The 21,697-nt window shown below is 53.4% G+C and carries 16 protein-coding genes; 5 read left to right on the forward strand and 11 right to left on the reverse strand.

Annotation, left to right across the window (positions count from 1 at the left end; genetic code table 11):
- Window positions 1-35: 35 nt before the first annotated feature.
- From KTT_RS11625 to KTT_RS11660, 8 genes are all read right to left on the reverse strand, one after another.
- Complete coding sequence (locus KTT_RS11625; RefSeq protein WP_218030873.1) at window positions 36-2,429, reverse strand: MFS transporter; 2,394 nt, start codon at window positions 2,427-2,429, stop codon at window positions 36-38.
- A gap of 395 nt (window positions 2,430-2,824) precedes the next feature.
- Window positions 2,825-4,009: a cysteine--tRNA ligase gene (gene cysS, locus KTT_RS11630; RefSeq protein ID WP_126596129.1), complete on the reverse strand. Its 1,185-nt coding sequence runs from the start codon at window positions 4,007-4,009 to the stop codon at window positions 2,825-2,827.
- Window positions 4,006-4,785 (reverse strand): TatD family hydrolase, encoded by a 780-nt coding sequence (locus tag KTT_RS11635; RefSeq protein WP_126596130.1) that lies wholly within the window; start codon window positions 4,783-4,785, stop codon window positions 4,006-4,008. The genes cysS and KTT_RS11635 overlap by 4 nt, the downstream gene beginning before the upstream one ends.
- A gap of 203 nt (window positions 4,786-4,988) precedes the next feature.
- Entirely contained in the window at window positions 4,989-5,522 is a 534-nt protein-coding gene (locus tag KTT_RS11640; protein ID WP_126596131.1) for an MOSC domain-containing protein, read from the reverse strand.
- A gap of 271 nt (window positions 5,523-5,793) precedes the next feature.
- Window positions 5,794-7,245 carry a 1,4-dihydroxy-2-naphthoate octaprenyltransferase gene (gene menA, locus KTT_RS11645; protein ID WP_126596132.1) on the reverse strand — a complete coding sequence of 484 codons (1,452 nt, stop codon included), beginning with the start codon at window positions 7,243-7,245 and terminating at the stop codon, window positions 5,794-5,796.
- Window positions 7,246-7,509: 264 nt separating this feature from the next.
- Window positions 7,510-8,163 carry a translin family protein gene (locus KTT_RS11650; protein WP_218030874.1) on the reverse strand — a complete coding sequence of 218 codons (654 nt, stop codon included), beginning with the start codon at window positions 8,161-8,163 and terminating at the stop codon, window positions 7,510-7,512.
- 331 nt (window positions 8,164-8,494) lie between these two features.
- Window positions 8,495-8,968 carry a hypothetical protein gene (locus KTT_RS11655; RefSeq protein WP_126596134.1) on the reverse strand — a complete coding sequence of 158 codons (474 nt, stop codon included), beginning with the start codon at window positions 8,966-8,968 and terminating at the stop codon, window positions 8,495-8,497.
- Window positions 8,969-9,364: 396 nt separating this feature from the next.
- The gene (locus KTT_RS11660; RefSeq protein ID WP_126596135.1) at window positions 9,365-9,721 is read right to left on the reverse strand and encodes a translation initiation factor Sui1; all 357 of its coding nucleotides are present in this window, start codon (window positions 9,719-9,721) and stop codon (window positions 9,365-9,367) included.
- A 535-nt stretch (window positions 9,722-10,256) separates the two neighbouring features.
- On the opposite strand from KTT_RS11660, the gene KTT_RS11665 reads away from it, so the two are divergent.
- The 4 genes from KTT_RS11665 (at window position 10,257) to hemH (ending at window position 16,102) form a co-directional block, all read left to right on the forward strand.
- On the forward strand, window positions 10,257-11,537 hold the full coding sequence (locus tag KTT_RS11665; RefSeq protein WP_160145805.1) for a serine/threonine-protein kinase: 1,281 nt from the start codon (window positions 10,257-10,259) through the stop codon (window positions 11,535-11,537).
- A 163-nt stretch (window positions 11,538-11,700) separates the two neighbouring features.
- On the forward strand, window positions 11,701-13,695 hold the full coding sequence (locus KTT_RS11670; RefSeq protein WP_160145806.1) for a serine/threonine-protein kinase: 1,995 nt from the start codon (window positions 11,701-11,703) through the stop codon (window positions 13,693-13,695).
- Window positions 13,696-14,068: 373 nt separating this feature from the next.
- Window positions 14,069-15,151, forward strand: a complete 1,083-nt coding sequence (hemE, locus tag KTT_RS11675; protein ID WP_126596138.1) for a uroporphyrinogen decarboxylase — start codon at window positions 14,069-14,071, stop codon at window positions 15,149-15,151.
- A gap of 12 nt (window positions 15,152-15,163) precedes the next feature.
- Window positions 15,164-16,102, forward strand: coding sequence for a ferrochelatase (gene hemH / locus KTT_RS11680; protein WP_126596139.1), 939 nt, complete (start codon window positions 15,164-15,166; stop codon window positions 16,100-16,102).
- Window positions 16,103-16,378: 276 nt separating this feature from the next.
- Here the strand turns inward: hemH and KTT_RS11685 are convergent, their stop codons facing one another.
- Window positions 16,379-17,569 carry a LolA family protein gene (locus KTT_RS11685; RefSeq protein WP_126596140.1) on the reverse strand — a complete coding sequence of 397 codons (1,191 nt, stop codon included), beginning with the start codon at window positions 17,567-17,569 and terminating at the stop codon, window positions 16,379-16,381.
- An 866-nt stretch (window positions 17,570-18,435) separates the two neighbouring features.
- Between KTT_RS11685 and KTT_RS11690 the strand changes: the two genes are divergently transcribed.
- The gene (locus KTT_RS11690) at window positions 18,436-18,747 is read left to right on the forward strand and encodes a hypothetical protein (protein ID WP_126596141.1); all 312 of its coding nucleotides are present in this window, start codon (window positions 18,436-18,438) and stop codon (window positions 18,745-18,747) included.
- Window positions 18,748-18,851: 104 nt separating this feature from the next.
- Here the strand turns inward: KTT_RS11690 and KTT_RS11695 are convergent, their stop codons facing one another.
- Window positions 18,852-20,438, reverse strand: coding sequence for a tetratricopeptide repeat protein (locus KTT_RS11695; RefSeq protein WP_126596142.1), 1,587 nt, complete (start codon window positions 20,436-20,438; stop codon window positions 18,852-18,854).
- Between the two features lie 352 nt (window positions 20,439-20,790).
- Window positions 20,791-21,675 carry an alpha/beta fold hydrolase gene (locus KTT_RS11700; RefSeq protein WP_126596143.1) on the reverse strand — a complete coding sequence of 295 codons (885 nt, stop codon included), beginning with the start codon at window positions 21,673-21,675 and terminating at the stop codon, window positions 20,791-20,793.
- Window positions 21,676-21,697: the final 22 nt, after the last annotated feature.

Raw genomic sequence — 21,697 nt, forward strand, 5'->3', positions numbered from 1 at the left:
GCCATTATATATCTCGCACAATATCTACGTACCAGCTATTTGTGTAGTAGTGTTTTGAAATCAAGCGTGTCGTTAAAACAGATTGGCGATGGGAGCGATTGCGCCGGGATACCTTGAATGGTTGTGGCCTCTATCTGTAAGACGAACGTGATGGCCCCCTTACTACACACCATACTCTTACTAGTATGGACTGAGACGATTTTGATGCCCTTGAGCTGCTGATGAATGGTGGGCATGACCGTCGCGATCAGGAGCTGGTTCAGGGCCTTTTGCATGGTTGTGGCCGTGACCGGTCCAGAGTCGATCCCATCGCGCCTGACATGCCGCACCGATAGCTGCATATTTTGTTGCTTATCCAGATACATCTTGCTCTGGATTTCAATCGGTAGCGTGCGATGGATGCCCTGCAGGTCTATCTGCAGGTTGAAGTTGATGTTCAGCCCATCGTTCTCCATTGGCGTGACCTTCAGGTCCTTGAGAAATTTCTGCTGCTGGCCAAGCTGCGTGGCGAAGACAGAGGTGAGCGCCGTCTGATTCAACGCCAGGTCGATCTTGCGCGTTGCCGTGACCGTTTGTGTGCCTGTTCCGCCCGGATTGCTGACTAGCAGGTAGGTGGCCAGCAGGCTACTGGCGATGAGCATAGCGACCAGCGCGATGGTGACCACGTTGCGCGTGGGTGCCGCCGTTCGCTGTCCCACGGATACCGCTGTTGGTATCTGATCGATGTCCACCGGATTGAACGTGGAGGCAGCTGGTGCGGCCCGACCCCAGAGAAACAGGGCCGGAATGATGGCGATCAGGCAGAGGATGGCCGAGATAAAGAAGACGGTACAATAGACGGTGTGCGCGGCCTCGATCAGGTAGTGCGCATAGCCAGTGAGCGGATCGCCGCTGCTGGCCTGCGGTGAGGTGGGATAGGCCAGCGAGAGCTGACGGAAGTAGGCCAGCGCCCATGAGGTGAGGGCGGCCAGTCCCAGGATCATGCCGACCATCCTGAGAGCGGTTACGACTGAGGAGCTCATACCGACCTGTGTGCTGCGTACCGCGTTGATGGCGGTGGTCCCGATTGGCGCGATAACCAGTCCGAAGCCAAAGCCCGCTGTAACGGTCGCCATCGTCATCTGCGTCCAATCGACATGGGTGGGCCAGTGACTCATCAGATAGAAGCCGGCCGCCGTAAAGAAGAGCCCCACAATGGCGGTGACGCGGCTGGTAATGTGATGGCTGAGCCAGCCGCCGAGCAGCGCACCAATGGGAATCATCACGGTCAGGCGCAGCAGGGCCAGTCCACTATCCAGTACCGAGCTCTGCAGAACCGTATCGACGAAGATAGGAATATTCGTCATGGCGATGATCAGTGCGGCCCCCACCAGCAGACTGACCAGGGACGAGGCGCTAAAGGGCCAGCGCTTGAAGAGCTGTAGATCAACCACGGGCCAGCGCACCCTGCGCTCAACCAGGATAAAGGCCAACAAGAAGACCAGCGCCAGCACCAGTGCCAGCGGATTATTCTGTGGCGCGCTCCCACTGGCCGCCGTGGGTCCCAGCGAGGTCCCCTGCTGGGCCAGCCCCATGCTCAGACAGGTCAGGGCCAGTCCCAGGAAGATCGCACCCAGCCAGTCGATGTTCTCGGGTAGCTTTGTGCCGCGTGGGATAAAAAACCAGGCCGCCATAAACAGGGCGATAACCAGTGGTACATTCAGGTAAAAGATATACTGCCAGCCCAGGTGCTCGACGATCAGCGCGCCATAGAGCGGCCCAATCGCGCCCCCCGCCTCGGTGACCGCTCCGATGACACCCAGGGCCAGGGCGCGCTTCTTATGGGTGTAGACATCGCTGGCGATCGCCATCGCTACCGGTACGATGGCCCCTCCTCCGATTGCCTGTATTACACGCGCTGCAATCAACCAGATCAATCCGGGAGACGAGATATCAACCTGTAGCGGGGCCAGGAATTGCAGCGAAATATCTTTGCCCAGTATAGGTGCCACGCCACAGCCTACCGAGCCGATACCAAAGATAACCAGGCACATCAGGAAGATACGTCGACGTCCATAAATATCCGAGACGCGTCCCATCAGTGGCATCGCCACCACAAAGCCTAGTAGATACGCACTGATAATCCAGGCCGCGTGATCCAGCTGGGTAAGGGGAATATTGAGGTCAACGATCACCTGTGGCAGCGCGGTCACTACCACCGTTTGGTCCAGAGCCGTCAGGAAGACCCCGATGCAGGCAACGATGATCGCCGCCAGCGCTGCCCTGCTCGATCGTGGATCTATCCTGCTAGTCAGCTGAGGAGGCTGCGTCGACAGATCCTCCACCGTCACATCTGACGGCAAAATAACTGTGCGCCTGCCACCGGCCGATGTAGCCTCACCAACCCGGTCAGGCTCAGTCACCTCATCCTGATCCGTAGCATCAAACATAGACCGCTTATACCGTGAAGAAGTCTCATGATCATCCTCAAATGTATACATTTATCCCCCTGCGGAAAATATCCCCTCCCGTAGGTTCGGGCCTTGAGCCCGATTTTCCCTCGCCGCCCGAAAACGTGACATCATAGATTCGAGCCTTGCGCCCTGTTGCCTTCTAGTATAGTGCATTACGCTCAATTAGCAACCTTTTGAGGCTATTATCTAAACAATGAACGCCCTTAAAAGCATCTTTCGGGGAAAACAGGAGTTTTGTCCCCATGGGCGCGGAGAAAAAATGAAGGTGAGGTGCCCAAAGTCGCATACGCGACTTTGGGCACCTCACCTTCATAAAAAAAATATGGGGGCGTCAGCGCCCCCACGCTGGCCTCCCGCCAGGGATAATACCGCTACGCAGTCAACCCTAGCACGCCGGCCAGGCGCAACACCTCAGAGCCAAGCTGGCGATCCCTGCCCTGCAGTGCATCCTGGGCGGCATGCCGCAGCAACAAGATCGCCTCAGGCGTATTCAAATCATTCTCCATCGCCGCGATAAAGCGATTATGCAACATGTTATCTTCGCCCTCCAACCTTTGCCCGACCATCTCGCGCACCTGGGTAAAGAAATAGGCGGTCTCGGCCGCGATCTTGAGGTCCTGCGGGAAACATTCCCAGGGATAGCGATAGTGATGGCTCTGCAGCACAATGCGAATGGCGTCGGCGCTATACTCTTTGAGCAAGTTTCTGACCAGGGTCAGGTTCCCCAGCGACTTGCTCATCTTCTCACCGTCCTGGTAAACCATGCCAACATGCATCCAGGTATTGACGAATGGAGCTTTACCGCTGTAATGTTCCGACTGAGCGATCTCGCAGGTGTGGTGAGGGAAGGTCAGGTCCGCGCCACCACCGTGAATATCGATCTGCTCTCCCAGGTAGTGCATGGACATGCTGCTACATTCGATATGCCAGCCGGGGCGTCCAGGACCCCATGGGCTCTCCCAGGAGGGCTCGCCCGGAGCCTTTGCCTGCCAGAGCACGAAGTCCAGCGGATCGCGCTTGCGTTTGTCGTCGGGGAAATTGCCGCGTTCATTGGCGATGGCGAGCATCGATTGATAATCGTTGAGACCAACGGCCTGTGCCATCTTGCCGAAATCTTTATCCTCGCGCACACTGTAGAAGACACAGCCCTCGCTCTCATAAGCCAGTCCACGCTCTATCAGGGCCTGCGTCAGTTTAATGATGCGTTCGATCTCATCGGTTGCGCGTGCGTACACATCCGGCCGACGCCAGTTAAGCGAATCCATCTCACCCAGGAAGCGCTCGATCTCGCGATTGCCCAGTTCGTCCCAGGCGATGCCAAGCTCGCCCGCTTTACGAATTACATCATCATCGACGTCAGTAACGTTCTGCACATATTTGACCGTATGGCCCTTGTATTCTAAATAACGGATCAGCGTATCAAAGGTGATATATGTGAAGGCGTGACCCAGATGCGTGGTGTCATAAGGAGTTACACCGCACACATAAATAGTTACCGTGTCACCGATGGGCTTGAATTCCTGCAATGATTGGGTCAGCGTATTAAATAGTTTCATGCTTGCTTTTCTCCTAGACCGAACAAACGAACCGCGTTTGCTGTTGTGACCTGAGCAACCTCTTCCAGGGTCATGCCACGTATCTCTGCCAGCTTCGCTGCCGTATGCTTTACAAAAAGTGGCTCGTTGCGCCTGACTTTCAACGGTTTGGGGACCAGATAGGGACTATCCGTTTCAACCAGGATGCGGTCGAGCGGCGCTATACGGGCAACATCTGGAAGAGCATTCCCTTGCTTTGTCAGTGGACCAGCAAATGAGAGCATGAAACCTTCGAATGCCAGGCATTCCTCCGCCTGGGCAACATCGCCTGAGAAGCAGTGGAATACACCACGCAATCCCTGGCCATGGGCACGCAACAGTTCCATTACATCTTCGTGGGCATCGCGTACATGAATAATGCAGGGAAGATTGCACTCCCGGGCAAGTTGTAAATGGGCGCAAAAGACACTACGTTGTGTATCACGCGGTGAGAGCATGCGAAAGTAGTCGAGTCCGAATTCACCTATGGCCACTACTTCAGGCTCACGTGCCATCTCGCGCAACTGGTTCTCTACCTCGGGTGTATAGGTTGTGGCCTCGTGTGGATGCACGCCCACGCCCGCGAAAACGACACCAGGATGAGCTTTAGCTAAGGCGAGAGCCGCCTGACTGGAAGGCAGGTCGCATCCGGGGTCCACCATACGGGTTATGCCGCCCGCTATCGCCGCCTGAATGACGGCTTCTCGATCACCTTCAAAGCGGTCCGTATCTATATGCGTGTGGCTGTCGATGAGCACTCCACAAATCCTTTCCAACAGCAAGTGAACACAAGAAAAGGAGAGTCAAAGCGAAACTGGCTTTAGCTCTCTCCCAGGTTACTTTATTAATGTAAGTATAGCACTTTTAAGCATGCACCTGCTATGCTGTTGTCCAATAGGAACGCCCGGTACCACCAATGGTGCCGGGCGTTCCTATTGGACAACAATACTGTAAAAAAATGTTAGATGGCCGGCTCAAGCGCCTCTTTGGCTGCCTGTTCTGCTTTATAAGCCAGGGCGATTGACTGATCCTCTGCTACCTGAATGGGATCTCCTGGTCGGATGATGCCCTCGGTGAGAATCTGGGCGCGGAGCCCACCACGGTGGAGAAGACCACTGAGGGCGTCGGGTTTGGTGAGTTGGACCAGGTGAAAGCATGGTTCACACAGTCGACGACCGAGCAATGTGACTTCGCCAACCTTGAACGCTTTCCAGACCAGGTGATTGAGCGGTACGCCTACGGTGACAATATTGCGGCGGGCGGTCAATGGCGTGAGTTCACAGCCATAGTCTCTTTTGAGTGCTTCCAGCGCTTCGCTTTCGATGAGGGTTATTTCGTAGCTGGCTTTCCCCATTTTTGAAAAATGGCCAGTACCCAGGTAATAGCGATCACCCTCGATTCCACGACCGGGAACTGCATGTGCCTGGTCAGTGTGTGTCAGGGGCTGCCCTTCACCTGAAGCGATCTGGAGCGAAATAACGGAGCCTTTCCACATCGTATAGATCTCCTCATTTTTAGAAAAAAATTTTATAGGGAAACATAGCACATAGAGAAAAATATATTTATATAGATTTGCTAATATTGGCGCCGCAATTATGGTGAATATAGATTTCTGCATGCGCTACATCCCGCAATACTCTTTATAACGGTTTATCTTCCAATTTCTAACGATGAATATTAGTGAGTGAAAATCTTTTATTTAAAGAGCAATAAAGCGGGCCCTCCCGCTCAGAAGGGCCCGCTTTATTGCTCTTTGTAAGTAGAACTTATGGAAGTGAAATGAGATGTGCCGGTAACTTTGGTATTACCGGTATAAAGGCCGCGATGACCAGGCCGACAATGAGCAGGATGGTAAACATAATGAATATCTTCATGCTCTGGCGCATAACATCGTGGAAGCCAGCCGAAATCTCTGTGCGTAGCACACCGCTGATAGCCACAGCCAGCGTGGGTAGCGTCCAGAGAGCCAGCAGCACAAAGTGGTTATGACCGTGTGGAACACCCAGCAAGATGACCACCAGGTAGGCCAGCACCATCAGGACGATATAGGCGATGCGGCTCCCGCGCAGGCCAATCATGGTGACGAGGGTCTTGCGGCCAACATGGCTATCACCTTCAATGTCGCGCATATTGTTGGCATAGACGATGGCGGCCGCCAGGAATCCGAGAGCCAGGCTATAGTAGAAGATGGTCGTGACAAGATGCCCGCCCGTCTGGATCATATAGGCTCCCATGACGGGTAATAAGCCAAACGCGATAAAACCTACCAGTTCTCCCAGGCCCAGGCTAGAAAGCGATTTTTTTGTGGCGCTAAAGAAATAGGCGCACAATACGATGATCAGGCCGAAGAGACAGGTCAGCGGACCACCGGCCAGCGCGGCGATCAGCCCGAGCACGGCGCCAATTCCCAGGACAATTAAACCAATGGTTAAAATGCGGATTGGTTTGATGAGCCCTTGTTGAATTAACCCACCGGGACCGAGCGCGTTACTGGCATCGATGCCGTGCTGGTGATCATAATAGTCATTGATGAGGTTAGCGCCGATCTGCAGGATAGCAGCGGCCACCAGAGCCATCACGAAATGAACGATGTCGAGTTGCCCAAGTGGTTTATCCGGTGTCACGCTCTGTGTCCAGGCCAGCGCGGTCCCCAGAAGGATCGGCATCAAGGATAAGGGAAGATAGTTAAGCCGGATACCGTCGCGCCAGATATCCAGCCATTCGCTGATGCCGCGCCTGTACTCGGATGGTTGCACGACCAGGGGGGCCGGCATGCCAACCGCGCGCATCGAAGCAACAGAATGTACTGACACTTCTGGCTCAAGGGTGCTGATGGTTTGTAGAGAACCAATGGGGATCGTTGGAACCTCTTCGGCCTGAACTCTATCAGCGGTTACAACCTGGGCTGATTGTTGCTTTTTGGTGGGCTTCACTTCAGGAACGACTTCTGGCTTGATGTCGTCCTCAACCGCCTCAGGCTTGTCTTCGGCTATCTCAGACTCGTCTGTAACTGCCTCAGGCTCGTCTTCGGCTACTGTGGATTCGTCTTCTATTGTTTCGGCTTGATCCTCGTGAGTTTCAATCTGAGCAGTTTCTTCCCGCCTGGGATCAGCATCCACCACCTGGATGGCATGGGGTGTCTGGGTTGATGCCTCTTCCTGTGGCTCGACTTCCGGCGCGAGATCCTGATGAGTGGTGTTTTGTTCTGTGTTTTCCATGCGCTCCCCTCTTGGCGTAGAGATTAACTAATATGGTTATGAGTGCATTTTATGCGTTTACAGTATGAGTGCTTGTATACATCGATATGATGCGCGGTTTTGGTTAGTGTGTATCTATGCCGGCTGGCGTATCTGATTAATAATATATGCCGTAAATGCCAGGTCTATGACGAGATACAAGTATGATAAGCACCTGTCAGCTTACTGTGATCAGGTATATAAAGTCAAGGAAGTGGACTTTTTTCTTTGTACAACTCCTATTCTTTATTGATCGGCTGGCAAGTGCTGTTGTAAACTCTCCTGGAGTTCACGCATAGACCGTTGTAGCTGTAATTGGATGGCCGCCGCGGTGAGGTCTCCCCGTGTCTTTTCCAGAATACCACGCGCCGAATCGGTGGTGCGTCGCAGACCACTGGTAATTGCATCTGGAAAATCGACCGTAATTAAGACGGCGTAGATGTCATCCATGTAGTTAAGAAATATTTCGCAATCCTCAATATTGCTGCGGCGGAGCTGATCCAGTACGTAGCGCCGAAGCTCTCCAATTGCCTCGGCGATCCCATTGAGATAGGCTGCGTAGCCGATGGATAGCTCTTTGGGCGTGGGTAAAGGCTGGTGTTGGGTGAGGGCCGCGAACGTACGTGCTTCAGCGTACTCTTTTTGCGCATCCTGGACGAATCCTGCGAAATAAATATCACGATGGTCTTGCAGGTTCTGCTCCATTTCTTGCAGCAAGGTCGCGGCTTGCTTTAGCAGCGCCTCGGCGGCGGCAATCTCATGGCGATGCGTGGCTCGGATACTGTTCGCACATAAGCGAATCGCCGCACGCGATTTTGGCAATGCGCTTTCGCGTGCGGCGTGCTTGAGAGAAAAATATTCAATCGCCTCTCGCCCTATTGCATCTATGTGTTCGGGCATCAATGCTATTCCTTTCTATAGTGCCTTAGCGTATCATGCAGTTGAATTTTCTGACTTCCTGCTGATTCTATGTAGCATGTTTGCCCTGACCAGCTTCATCAATGCTGGTACAATTGTACTTTGATTCTGCACAAGGATTCAATAGGGGGCGGTCAAAAAATCACCTTCTCCTATTTCTAATAACGTTGCAAGGTAGCTGGACGTTTCTTTTCTGGCCTGAAATGGCAGTAGTGATGAAGGTTTTATTGGGGTTAATACAACACGAGGAGTGGGCACGCATATACGTGCCCACTCCTCGTGTTGTATTAACCCTGGATCATGCTATAAATTCTTAGTGGGCCCACTTTTTCCCATTGTGGCGTTGGGCCTGGACCAGGATTGGATAGACCTCGATTTCTGGCGGAAAAGCCATGCTTTGCACATCCCCGGACCAGAAGAGTTGCTTCATCATCTCAGCCGCAGCGTAGAGGAGATGTTGTAAGGCGGCATCACGTCCTTGCTCATAAGCTCCACTGCCTTCGTACATAGACATCCTGACGAAACTTTCATTAAGTGGCGTGCGCTCGCTTAAACGGACCAGGTAGATGTCCATTTTGGCATCTCCCTTATCAACTGGAAGCATGATGCGTAATTCTGGCCTCTGGTCGATGATATCCAGACGATAGAAGACGCCATAATGATCACGTGAGGCCTGAAAAATGGAGATCTCTGGAATGGAGTCACCACTGTATTGTCGATCTTCTGGTTGTTCCATTTCTACTCCTAATCCTGCCAGAAAATGTTCAAATTGTTCATCTATATTCATTGTTTATCCTCTCCATTCTTGATCCCTGATGCTATGATGTATTTCCCCTCACTCTAAATATTCTACGCGCCTCCTACTAAAGCGGAAATCTCTCCCAGCAACGAATAGAGGGATGCCCGTGGAGCCGCAACAGCGGCTCCACGGGCATCCCTCTATTCGTTGCTGGGAGGTGTCCAAAAACTAATAAAGGAGTGAGTGCCGAAGATGCGGCATTATGTGTACCCTTATAAAAGACTTTAGAGCACCGTGGGTGCTCAAAAACTAATCAAGGTGTGAGTGCGGAAGGTGCGCAACCGCGCACCTTCCGCACTCACACCTTGATTAAAGAATGGGGGCGCCTGCGCTCCCCAGGCCCGGCTAAGTGCAACAGGTGGGCACAGCGACCACCTGTTGCACTTAGCCCCCCGCTCTCTTTACTTTGTAGCCGAGGCTGGTCAGCTTTTCCTGAATTTTGTCACAGTGGTCGCCCTGGATCTCAACATTGCCATCTTTAATAGTGCCGCCGGTACCGCATAGCTTCTTCAGCTGTTGCGCCAGCGTCGTCAGTTCGTTACCCTGGTCGGGTAGCCCGGTGATCACCGTGACGGTCTTTCCACCACGTCCTTTGCGATCACGCATAATGCGCACGATTCCATCACTCTTCTTCTTAGGGGCCGCTGCTTGATCGCATCGGCAATTCTTATATGGCTGTCCGCATTGGGGACAGGTTGAGACGCGGCCACTGTCGGTTGAATATACTATGCGATCTGGCATCTACTGTTTCTTCTCCTCTCATCATCTGCTCTGTATTGTACCATAGTACCATAACAACTACACATATTTTTTTCAATTTTACTGCTGTGTTTATATTCATCGTTTTTATCCTATTCAATATATGATGCACCTCATAACAGCTTTCGAATGAGCAAAATGCGCAGGTGAGTATTGAAAACGTGTATTGCATATTTTCGTTACCTCGACTACAATGGCTATAGAAGATATGCCCGCGTCCGCTTTAGTGTTTAGTGCAGAAGCAATTATTTTCGTAGTTAGAGCAAACATAGAAAAATAGGTATTTAATCTCAACCTGACACTAATTCAAAAAAACAGCCGTGTATGTATATGTAAGATTACGCTACACCATCAGATGAGCAATGTCGCTCTCGTTGTAAGAGTGAGGTTCCCTTCTTCTCTACACACATGCTTCAACGTGCTTGTCGTGCCCGGGTCAGTCGCACGAATCGCGTTGCTGATGGCTTCTTGACCGCGTGTGATGGAACAGCTTGTATATTTTAGCATGGGGATGGTAATGCAACAGCTAGAACAGGTCACTCTTGGACACTATCAAATCCTGAAGCGTCTGGCACGTGGGGGAATGTCTGAGATTTATCTCGCACGTGACACTGCTAACGATCAGGTCGTTGCTGTGAAGTTAGTGAATACAGGGGCAGGTGACTATTACGAGCGTTTCCGCGCTGAAGTAAAGGCGCAAGCTGCCTTTAACCACGAACATATCTTACCCGTCCTGGATTACGGCGAATTTGATTCGTGGTGTTATATGATTACCCCCTATATTGAGGATGGAACGCTGAGCGAGCGTTTGCAGCAGGGCTGCCTTTCGCTGGCTGAAGCCGAGCAGGTGCTGGCGCAATTATCACAGGCGCTGCACTATGCTCATGAAAAAGGAATCGTCCATCGAGATATCAAGCCCTCTAATGTGTTGATGCGGGATGGCACCCATGTTTATCTGTCCGATTTTGGACTGGTGAAACGGGTGGGTGAAGATAACGGCCTGACATTGACCGGCTACCTGATTGGTACTCCCGAATATATGGCACCAGAACTGGCCGAGTGTGAAGCGTCACCGTGTAGCGATGTCTATGCGTTAGGCATCTTGATGTACGAGATGCTTTCTGGCCGTGTCCCTTTTAAAGCTAACACCCCGATAGCTGTTTACATGCGGCATATTCGCGATCTGCCTGACCCACCATCCATCTATAATCCGTCTATCCCTCCCGAGGTAGAGGCGGTAATTTTCCAGGCCCTGGAAAAGGATCCAGATCATCGTTTTCAGTCGGCCCAGGAGTTTTACCTGGCGTACGCACAGGCGGTGAGACTGGCTGAAGAGCACCGCTTGCATGCCGCAGCCATGCCTACCCAGGTCAATCGCTTTGACCTGGAGAAGCCGCGCGTAACCATTGTGCGCCAGAAGCATCGTATATTGCGTGGACGTTTTCTGTTTACCCTCTTGCTGTTGCCTTTATTGTTGGTGACATTACCTGCCATATTGCATTTCAGCCTGGGTTCACAGGGATTCAAGATGTCAATCTGGGGAGCCGATGCGGCTCCCCCTTCCCATCAGCATGTAATATCAACTAATGCTGTAAATACAAATCAGAAGCCAGCTATGCCGCCGACTCCTGCGCCACAATCCACCAATCCATCTGTTACTCAGGCACCAGCTCAAACCATTTCAAATAGTGGCAATAATCAGAATGTTGCGGGTAATAAGGATGGCCCGAAAGCAAAGGCGAAAGCGTCTCGTCCTCCTGCGGCGCCCAGGCAGCCCGGGAAGGGGCCTAAAAAGTAAGTTCTGGCACAAGGTGCGCGCTCTTCCCTGCTGTTTCATCTTTTCTGAAATTGACACTTTTCGCATAAATGCGTGTATATTTGTGCATCTACGCATCTGGTCGCTGCGTATTATAGGTATTGTTTTCCATCATATTGCCAGCGACAGAAGGATGCTGATTGCTATGCCCGGTCTAGTAGGAACAGTTGTTAAACAATATCATATTCAACGTCTGCTCGGTAGCGGCGGCATGTCAGAGGTCTATCTGGCATATGACGAGGTTACTGAGCAGTATGTTGCCGTCAAAGTTATGACCGGCTATGCGGCAGACTATCTCGAACGTTTCCGTCGCGAGGCGGAGGCCATTGATAAACTGCAACATCCCCATATCCTTCCCGCGCTCGACTATGAAGAATGTGAGCCCTGGCATATGCTGGTGATGCTGTATGCTCCAGGTGGCACTCTACGCGATGTGCTGACCAAGGGTCCGCTTGATCCAGATGAGGCTGGTGTGCTGTTCGAACAGATCGCCAGTGCTGTTCAGTTCGCCCATGATAATGGTGTGTTGCATCGGGATATCAAGCCTTCTAACATTCTGTTGCGCGATCGTAGCCATGCCTACCTGGCCGATTTCGGACTGGCAAAGCTAGTTGATGCGACGGGAGAACTGACGCGTACGGGTGTGTTGATGGGGACTCCAGAGTATATGGCGCCCGATCTGGCTACTGCTCCCGCAACTGTTAGTACAGATGTCTATTCGCTGGGTATCCTGCTCTATCAGATGTTGACGGCCCGTTTGCCTTTCGAGGCTGAGACGCCGGTTGCTGTATTCTGGAAGCAATTGCACGATGAACCATTGCCTCCTTCTTTACACAATCCGACGTTGACACGCGCGATTGATCGCGTGGTGTTGCGGGCACTGACTAAAGATCCAACCCGGCGTTACACATCTGCTATTGAATTGGCGCAGGCGTATAAGCTGGCGTTGCTGGCTTCTATTGAAGAGGAAATTCACTCGTCCTCCCTCAATCTAGATGTTAAGTCGGAGTATGAGCCGGTGGTGCTGGCTGATAGCGTCAGTTTGCCTGATTCTGTGCTGGTCCATGCGGAGGCGCCCGCCGTTTCTGAACCGCCTCGGCGACGACGGCGCGATACCCTTTTTTCTCCCGCCAGGCGCATGATGACCTCCCGACCTGTACTGCCTGTTGTCGCGAGACGCCGGGCAACGCGGCGCGCCCGTCGGCTGGCGTACGCGACCCCTGCTGTTCTGGATCCTGATTCTTCGATGCCGCAATCGCCAGAGGCCGCATCAATTCATACAGAGACGCTCGCGCCACGCCGCCGTCGCCGTATTCGTGGACGCTCCCCCACAGTGACGGAACGGCCACATAAGAGTTCCAGGGCGACGCGCCGTACTCATATTGTCCCAGGCATTATCGGGGCCGGTATTCTGCTCTTTATCATTTTGCCGTTGAGCGTTATGTACTACCTGTATGCTACACGGCCCATCGCCACTGTTATTGGGAATGCCCATTCGGTACCGGTTGCCAGTTCTCCCCAGTCGGTGGGACGTATAAATTCAAAAACAGCCCCTCCAGCAGCAAAATCTGATAATCCTGCTGCGTCGGGACCGCTGCTCCTGCAGGACGATCTGACCAGTAATACGAATGGTCGCTGGTCCGAGGCGCCCGGTAGTTGTTCCTTCGCTTATGGATCGTACCGCGTCATGCATAGTCCGGGCTCGGCTGAGCTTCCCTGCGCTTTGATCTCTCCGCTGATCGGGGATGCCAGCGTTCAGGTGAACGCCTCTTTGCTGTCCGGTGACACGGTGGATATGCTGCTGAGGTTGCGTGGTGAACAATATTATATGCTTCAGTTGAATAGCGCGGGGCAAATCTCGTTCCTGCGCCATGATGCCGGGGCCGCCCAGGATCAGTATGTGACCCTGCTCAAGCCTACGGCCAGTAGCGCCATCGTGCCTGGCTCGGGTATCAATACGTTACTGGTGCAGGCACAGGGGAGCGACTTCAAGTTCTATGTCAACGGCATCTTCCTGGGCGAGGTCCGGGATGCAAACTACAAGAGCGGTCAACTGGCTTTTCAGGTGAATAGCGCTTCAACTACAGAGCAGGCTATAGCCAGCTTTACGCACTTCAAACTCTCCGCTCCCACCCCTTAATCGCTGTAGTGGAATCTCTAAATCTCTACAGCGCTTCAGCTTTTGACAGATTTTTGTAGATTTGCGGTTGATAAATTCCCACATACCGCGCTATGATATGAGAGGCATCCTACAGAAGTCAACTTGAGGGGTGCAGGGTCCTCCCTGCCGGGGTGTGGGGTGTCCCCACCAAACTTCTTTTTCTCTTTTTTCGCGCCGCCGCAGGCGGCGCGAGAGGAGAAAGGAGAGCATGGGGACACCCCACACCCCGGCAGGAGGACTGACCGCCCTCCTGCACTACCCGCACTGGGAGTGCAGAGGGCTAGCCCTCTGCTTAATAACGCTTATGCGAGACCCCCCTGGTGGATGTGCAAAAATCTGACAAGGAACATTTATGCAACAAGATAGAATACCTGCCTCTACCGCCCGATCGTCGCATGTTCCTTCAACTGGCGTTGCGCGTTTTCTGGCCGCCTGCCGGCATGAGCAGCCCGATGCAACCCCAATCTGGTTCATGCGCCAGGCCGGTCGTAGCTCGAAAGGGTATCATGAGCTACGCGAAAAATACGATGTCTTAACCCTCATCAAAACTCCTGAGCTGTGTACCCGCATGACTATGATGCCGGTCGAGAGCTTTGGGGTTGATGGGGCAGTTCTCTACGCCGATATCATGCTGCCTCTAGAAGGTATGGGCATTGATTTTGAATTGCGTACCGAGGGACCCGTGATCCATAACCCGATCCGTTCCGCTCAAGATGTGGAGGCGCTGCGCTTGATGAACATTGAGGAGTCTGTGCCCTATATCCTTGAGTCTCTGCGCCTGGTGCGGCGTGAATTGGAGGGGAAGCAGGCCGTGATCGGCGTCTCGGGCGGACCCTTTACGCTGGCCTGTTATATGATCGAGGGCAAGCCTTCGCGCGATTACGCGACCGCCAAGTCTCTTATGTATAGCCAGCCTGACCTCTGGCATACCTTGATGGAGAAGGTGACCGGTGTTGTCACCGAGTATGTCCTGGCGCAGATCTCTGCGGGGGCCGACGTGATCCAGATCTTTGAGAGCTGGATTGGGACGCTGGGTCCCAGCGCCTATCGCCGCTTTGTGCTGCCCTATACACAGCGGATCTTCGCGGCCATCAAACAGACGGGCGCGCCGGCGATCCATTTTGGGACCGGCGCGGCATCCTTGCTGGAAAATATGGCTGAAGCTGGCGGCGACGTTATTAGCGTTGATTGGCGTGTCGAGCTGGATACGGCCTGGGAGCGCATCGGCCTGGAGCGAGGCATCCAGGGCAACCTGGACCCGACCCTGCTGTTGACCTCCTGGCCTGTGGTAGAGGCTGGTATGCAGGATGTGTTGCGTCGGGCGGCCAATCGGCCTGGCCATATCTTCAATCTGGGACATGGCATCCCGATGGCGGCCGATCCCGACTTGCTGCGCCGCCTGGTTGAAGCTGTCCATGAAACGACAAAGAGATAAGGGAAGAAACAGATGACAAAGAAACACGTTGGCGTCATGTTGATGACGTATGGTTCGCCGGCTACCCTGGATGATATTCCTGCCTATATTAAGAATGTGTATGGTGGCCGAGAGCCTTCTGAAGAGGTATTGACCGAGTTCCGGCGTCGCTATGCCTTGATCGGCGGCTCGCCATTGATCCGCATTACGCGCGATCAGGCTGAGGCGCTGGAGCAGGAGTTGAACGCGAACAGTACCAATGGTACCACCTACCATGTGACCGCCGGTATGCGTTTCTCGCCACCGTTCGTGGCAGATATGGTACCCGAGACGGCCGCCGGCGCGCAATACCTGGTGGGCATCATTATGTCGCCCCAGTATTCGCCGATTATCATGAGCGGTTACATCAAAACGCTGCGGCAGGCCTATGAAAATCTGCACCGCGATGACCTGCAGCTGAAGATCTCGACCGACTGGCACCTGCAGCCTTTCTTCATCCAGGCGGTGGCCGAGCGCGTTCAGCAGGCGCTGGCACGCTTTCCCAAAGACGTGCGCGACCAGGTTCCTGTGCTGCTAACCGCCCACAGCATGCCCAAACGCGTCATCGAGAACGAACCAGACTATATCAATCACCTCAAAGAGACCGCCGCCGAGATCGCCAAACGCGCGGGGCTGGCCGATGATCGCTGGATGTTCTGTTATCAGAGCGCCGGTCACACCCCCGAAGAATGGCTTAAGCCAGACTTCGCCGATGTCATGCCCGAATTAAAAGAGGCTGGCAAACAACACGTCTTGATCGCCCCCGTCCAGTTCCTGGCCGATCACCTGGAGATCCTCTACGACATCGAAGTTGGCGCCCGCGAACAGGCAGAAGAGCACGGCATCCGGTTCGCTCGCATCGAATCCCTCAACACCAGCCCCCTCTTCATCAAAGCCCTCGCCGCCGTCGTCCACGACACATTGGCCCAGTAGGTAATTCGATAAGTGATAAAAAATGCGCTGCAGCACATTTTTTATCACTTATCGTCATGTATATGCACATGCGTCTACACATTTTGCCAGCTTTATATGTATGTGCGCATATGGAGACAGGCCGCGCTCAGCTCGGCGCGGGCGCACATGCGTCTACACATTTTGCCAGCTTTATATGTATGTGCGCATCGGTGGACAGGTTGCGCTCAGCGCAACCTGTCCACCGATGCGCACATACATATAAAAATGTGGGGCCGCGTCAGCGGCCCCACATTTTTAAGAAAGCAGCATTGCAATCTGCTTCGCATCAGTGGCGCTGATCGCGCCACTGATGCGATACCCCACCCCTTTTTCGGTCCATGAGAGGGTGGTATTTCCGTTGGAGTTATAGAGGTTGCCATTGCCGCCACGTATCGTGGTCGCCGTACCGCGACCGGGCAGATTGGCCAGCGGCTTCCCTTCGGCCAGCGTAAAAGCCTGGCTGCCCTTCATATAGCTTAAAGTATAGGTTTGCAGACCAGGAGTTCCCAGCGCGGTGACGCCAGTCAGCGTGTATTCGCCCTGATCGGCCGGGATACTCAGGAGATGATAACCCGCCTGCTTCTGGGCCTGGGCAAGCGTTAGCTTGCCCGTGTCCTGATTCCCACTGAGATCTGATAATGGACGCGTCTTTGTGCCTGTGGGAGCTGTAAAGGTAAACAATTTATTGTCCACCTGCTTATTCAGCTCCAGTTGTGGGATGTCGACCGTGATCTTTCCCAGGTTATTGATATTCAGATCAACTTTCAGTGGTAGCCGGGTCGCATTGTCGACGTAGATCTCGCCGCTATAGTTAAAGCTCGTGGTATCAGCGCCACTATCGCTGGTACGCGGCACGACATGGATGTCCGAGGCCGTGCGCCCATTAACCCGGGTCGAAGAAGAGCGCAGGGTACCATTGCTATGATCAAAGATACTCTGAATGACGTTGAGCAGACTCTGGCTCTGGCCGCCGGTAGAGCCGGCGATTCCCCTGCTCTGCGTATCGGGTGTATTGGCGTCGTGGCTCACTTTTCCTGTATACACTACTTTTTTTGCCGGATCATACTGCCATATCTGCTGTCCATCGCTTACCGATAGGGCACCCGCACTCACCTGCGCCAGGGTCGATTTCAGGACAGTGGTACGGCTCTTATCGGGGGCCGCCTTCCACAGCTCGGTTTCAACTGTGCCATTGAAGGCCTGGCTCGCGCTGTCCAGATTGAAGATGCCATGCAGCGTTTTCGCGTTATCCAGTGTATGCGTCATCGTATCCAGCATATTCTGTCCGGGTCCGCTAGCGACGGTAGGAGTGGGTTTCGCGGGCGTTTCTGTCGGAGTCGGCGCTGTCTTTGACGTGCTACCGCTGCCACAGCCCGCCAGCATCAGCAAAACGAGCAGCAAAGCTATCACCGATAGCGCACCAGCCCTCCGATGCGAGAGGTTCATAGAGAGAGCTCCTTTTATAGAGAGAAGGAACATCGCGCATGTCCCAATTTGTATTTATTTGTTACTAGACAGTATATCATGCAGCAAAAGATAACAATATGTAACCTTTTGTGGCTGAAAGGAGCATTCGCGCTCTCGCACAGGCGGCCGCATGCGCGGCCGCCCTCGTTTTTTTAGTGTTGGTGCATGGGGCGCTTGACGCGCCCCATGCACCAACACTGGTGAAAATGTTGCGGGCATTCAACCATTCTTCGGAAGAGTGCGGGGCGCTTGACGAGTCCATGCACCAACACTGGTGAAAATGTTGCGGGCATTCAACCATTCTTCGGGAGAGTGCGGGCGCTCAGCACTCCCACGTGCGCGGCCACCCTCGTTTTTGTGTGTTGTGGCAGGGGCGCATCCGCGCCCCCCTGCCACAACACACCCATTTAGAGTCGTGTGTATGACGCGGGGTGCTCAGCACCCTGCGTCATACACACTTTCATGTGTTTTTATTCATTTTCCAAAAACAGGTCGAAATTTACTCATTATTTGGCTAAAGATTGATTATAATAGATAGGGAACAAGAATATGTGTAGCTATTGGACCGTTGCGTTGATTGCTGTCCACAGTATAATCATCTTGTATCCGCGTCCCGAGGAAGTTGGCCTGGTGGAAGGTGGCAGTGAATTATATCCAGGTTTCTCATCTATCGCGAAATCTCAAGCGGTTACCGTTTATTGTGTATGTGTAAGAATTCATACATAAAAATGTGTTTTTCCTGGGATCAATGTATCAAAAATCTATGGGCATAGATTTTTAAAATGCCAAAAAACGACTCCTTATCTGTTTGTGAGGAGACGCCTGCTGAGAAAGGATGTGGATGTATGGTGCGTCAATGCGCTTGGTGCCTGCGCTTAATCAACAGCGCGGGGGAGCGTCTGTCTCCCTTACCGCTACCCAAGCTCTATGAGGCAAGCCATGGGATATGTGGAATCTGCGGCATGCAATGGATGGAGCAGGTCATTGAAGCAGATAGCCCACTGGGAGTACTCCAGCGGCAAGAAGTCGACGTTACTGGTGGATATCCGGATGTGGCAAGGCATGAACCTATTGTACAGCTGGTATTGCAGCTACAGGAGCCAGCGGCTGAGCTTGATGGGGGGCCGCGCCCCGGGCGGAGATCTGTAGAAGCATAAATGAGAACGGGTTTGCGAACGAGAAACACAGTAAGAAGCGGGGGAGCGACCAGACCAGTCGCTCCCCCGCTTCTTACTGTGTGTTGCCTCGCCATTGCAGCGGTCTAATTGGTGGCCATGAAGGAGTCCTGAATATCCCCAAAATCAAAGGGGCAGAGCTGACCCACCTGCGCGACATAAACGGGTTGGTTGGTCGTCTTTGAATGATAGAACATGTAAAGCTGTGAGCCATCGCTGCGCATAAAACCCCACACAAGATCGTAGTTGCCGGGCGCCAGAGGTTGGAACTTGAAGTGTCCATCATCGCTGATGGTGGCCGCCGGAGCGTTGGCTAACTGCTGGTAGAAGGCGTCACTGCCAATGTTGGGGTCCAGATTCTGCAGCAAGGCGGCATTGATCTTTACATAACCGTCACTGAGTTTGGGCACATCCTTGACGAAGTGTCCCAACACAGGCTGCGGAACGCTCAGGGCTGTCTTTGCCTCCCGACCCTCGGGCGTGTCGGCAAATTTGTTGGCCAGCTCCTGATAAACGGGTACGGCTGTTTCACACAGGGTGCTTTTGTCTTGCTTGCCCTTGCCTAGCAAAGCCTTACTCATGTCTTTATGCTGTTTGCTTACCTCGGGCGCCTGCGGGAAGCGATTCGTTACCACCTCAAAGCTGGTGACGGCCTCCTGATAGTTTTTCTTGCTCAACATCATTTCCGCCTGATTGTAGTAGGCGGTGGCGTCTAACGGGCTGACCTGAGATTTACAATTGGAGTCGCAATAGGACAGGCTAAGGACGTAGTCGAAGTGACTGGTGGCGTCGCTATAGTGTCCCTGGCTCGCCTCCTGTTGGCCCCAGTCTATGTAGGACTGCATCTCGTCTTTCTGCGCGCGGTGGACCTCGTCTGTTAGCTGGCCGAAATTGTTTTGCACCATCTCAAACTTGCCGTTGGCGGCCTGGTACTGTTTTTTCTGGCTCAGGCTTTCACCCCATTCAACATAAGTACGCGCCAGGTTGATGCTGCTGGGAGACTTTTCGCCAGCCATCTGATATTCGCTGATGGCCTGCTCCCACTGTTGCTGGCCCTCCAGGAAATGGGCCTGGGGGGCATGCAGCGAGCTATGCACCAGCAGTCCCGCACCTCCACTGGTAAATAAGATGATAATGACCAGGACGGAGGAGACATATTGCCTCACACGATGTGGATTATTGCTGGACGCCATGCCGACCACAGAACGAATGCCGAGCACGATCAAGAGGAAAACCGCGATTCCCGCCGCAGCAAATGACATGCGCAGATCCCCATCGGTCCAGTCGTTGCCGGTGAAAAAGATCGCGATTAGCGATCCGACGATCACGAGCAGACCCAGGACAAATGCCCAGACGGGGAGCGGTCTGGCAATGCCTTTGGGGCGACGCGCCGGGGCTGGCACGGGAGCGCCTGGAAATCCGCTATTGGGATATCCGGGATACGAGGGCGGCGCTGGCGGATATACGGGGTACGTTGGCGCGGACGATGAATATGCCGGATATGAGGGTGCAGACCCCGGCCAGGCATGTTCCGGAGCCGCGGCAGCGGGTACTTTTGCGGTGGGAAGCCCACTGGCGTCGTACCGGTCCGGCGATGACAATGGTTGTCCGCTGACGGGCACATTTTCGGATGGCATCTCTGCCTGATTAGCAGCAGGATCAGTACGCGACATGGAGTCCTCAGGTTGCGATGATGTTGTACTCATTTTTTGTGCAGAGATAGCGGGCCTCTCTGGCAGCCTTTAACTAAAATACATGTAAATACAGAGGTTATACACCGTTTTCCAGATAGAGTGTGTTTTATCCACTATTCGCGTATTTCACAGGGATGATATCAGCACAAATAAATCCCTATCAAATATAAGTAATAGCAGGAGTCGCGTGTTGTCGCAGACGTATATATGCATATATATCTATTTTACACAAAAAAACACTGCTTTTACAATCTTAAAGAAAAAATTACTGCATTTAGTGATGTTGTGTGGTGGGTGCCATGCATGGCACCACCATACAACATCACTAAGCTTATACACTTTTGGGTTGGGACTGTAGAAATTCGCGCAGGAAGCGGTTGACGAGCTCTGGTTGCTCCTGTTGTACCCAGTGTCCACTATCGCGGATGCGTTTGACCTGCAGGTTGGTGATCCACTGGTCCAGCGCCTCGGTGAGCGCGATGTCCAGCGCTACATCCTGCTCGCCCCAGATGAGGAGGGTGGGCATGTTGATGACGCCGACAAGGCGGCGATCCAACAGATTCTGTGGTCTTCTAGCGAGCGCGCGATAATAGTTGATGCTGGAGGTTAGCGTCTTCGGCTTGTTCATGGCTTCTCGATAATGGGCGATGACTTCTGGTGGGAAGGCTTCCTTTTTCACGGCCGCCTCCTTGAGTATGCGCCCGATGAGCTCGGCATGGTTGCGTCCCAGTAGGTATTCTGGCAGCCAGGGAAGCTGGAAGGCGAAGATATACCAGCTCTTGCGCAGCTGCTTGAGGGTGCGCAGTTCGCGCTGCATGGCGCCTGGATGGGGAGCGTTTAATACCACCAGCTTCTCGGTCATCTCTGGATAGGCGATGGCAAAGCTCCAGGCCAGGGCGCCGCCCCAGTCGTGTCCGATGATAATCGCCTTTTCGTACCCCAGGCCCTTGATCAGGCCGACGATATCGAGGAGCAGGGTGGGAATATCATAGCCGCTGGTTGGTTTGTCGCTATCGTTGTAGCCGCGCAGGTCGGGTGCGACCACGGTATAGCCAAGGTTGGCCAGAAAGGGGATCTGCAGTCGCCATGAGTACCAGAATTCGGGAAAACCGTGTAGCAGAACGATCAGCGGACCCTCACCCTGGGTGACGTAATGCATGCGAATGGTATTGGTCATCATATCATGATGCTGCCAGCTCTCGGTTGCTACTGTCATATAAATGCTCCCTATCAGAATG

This window comes from Dictyobacter aurantiacus, assembly GCF_003967515.1.
GTDB lineage: Bacteria > Chloroflexota > Ktedonobacteria > Ktedonobacterales > Ktedonobacteraceae > Dictyobacter > Dictyobacter aurantiacus.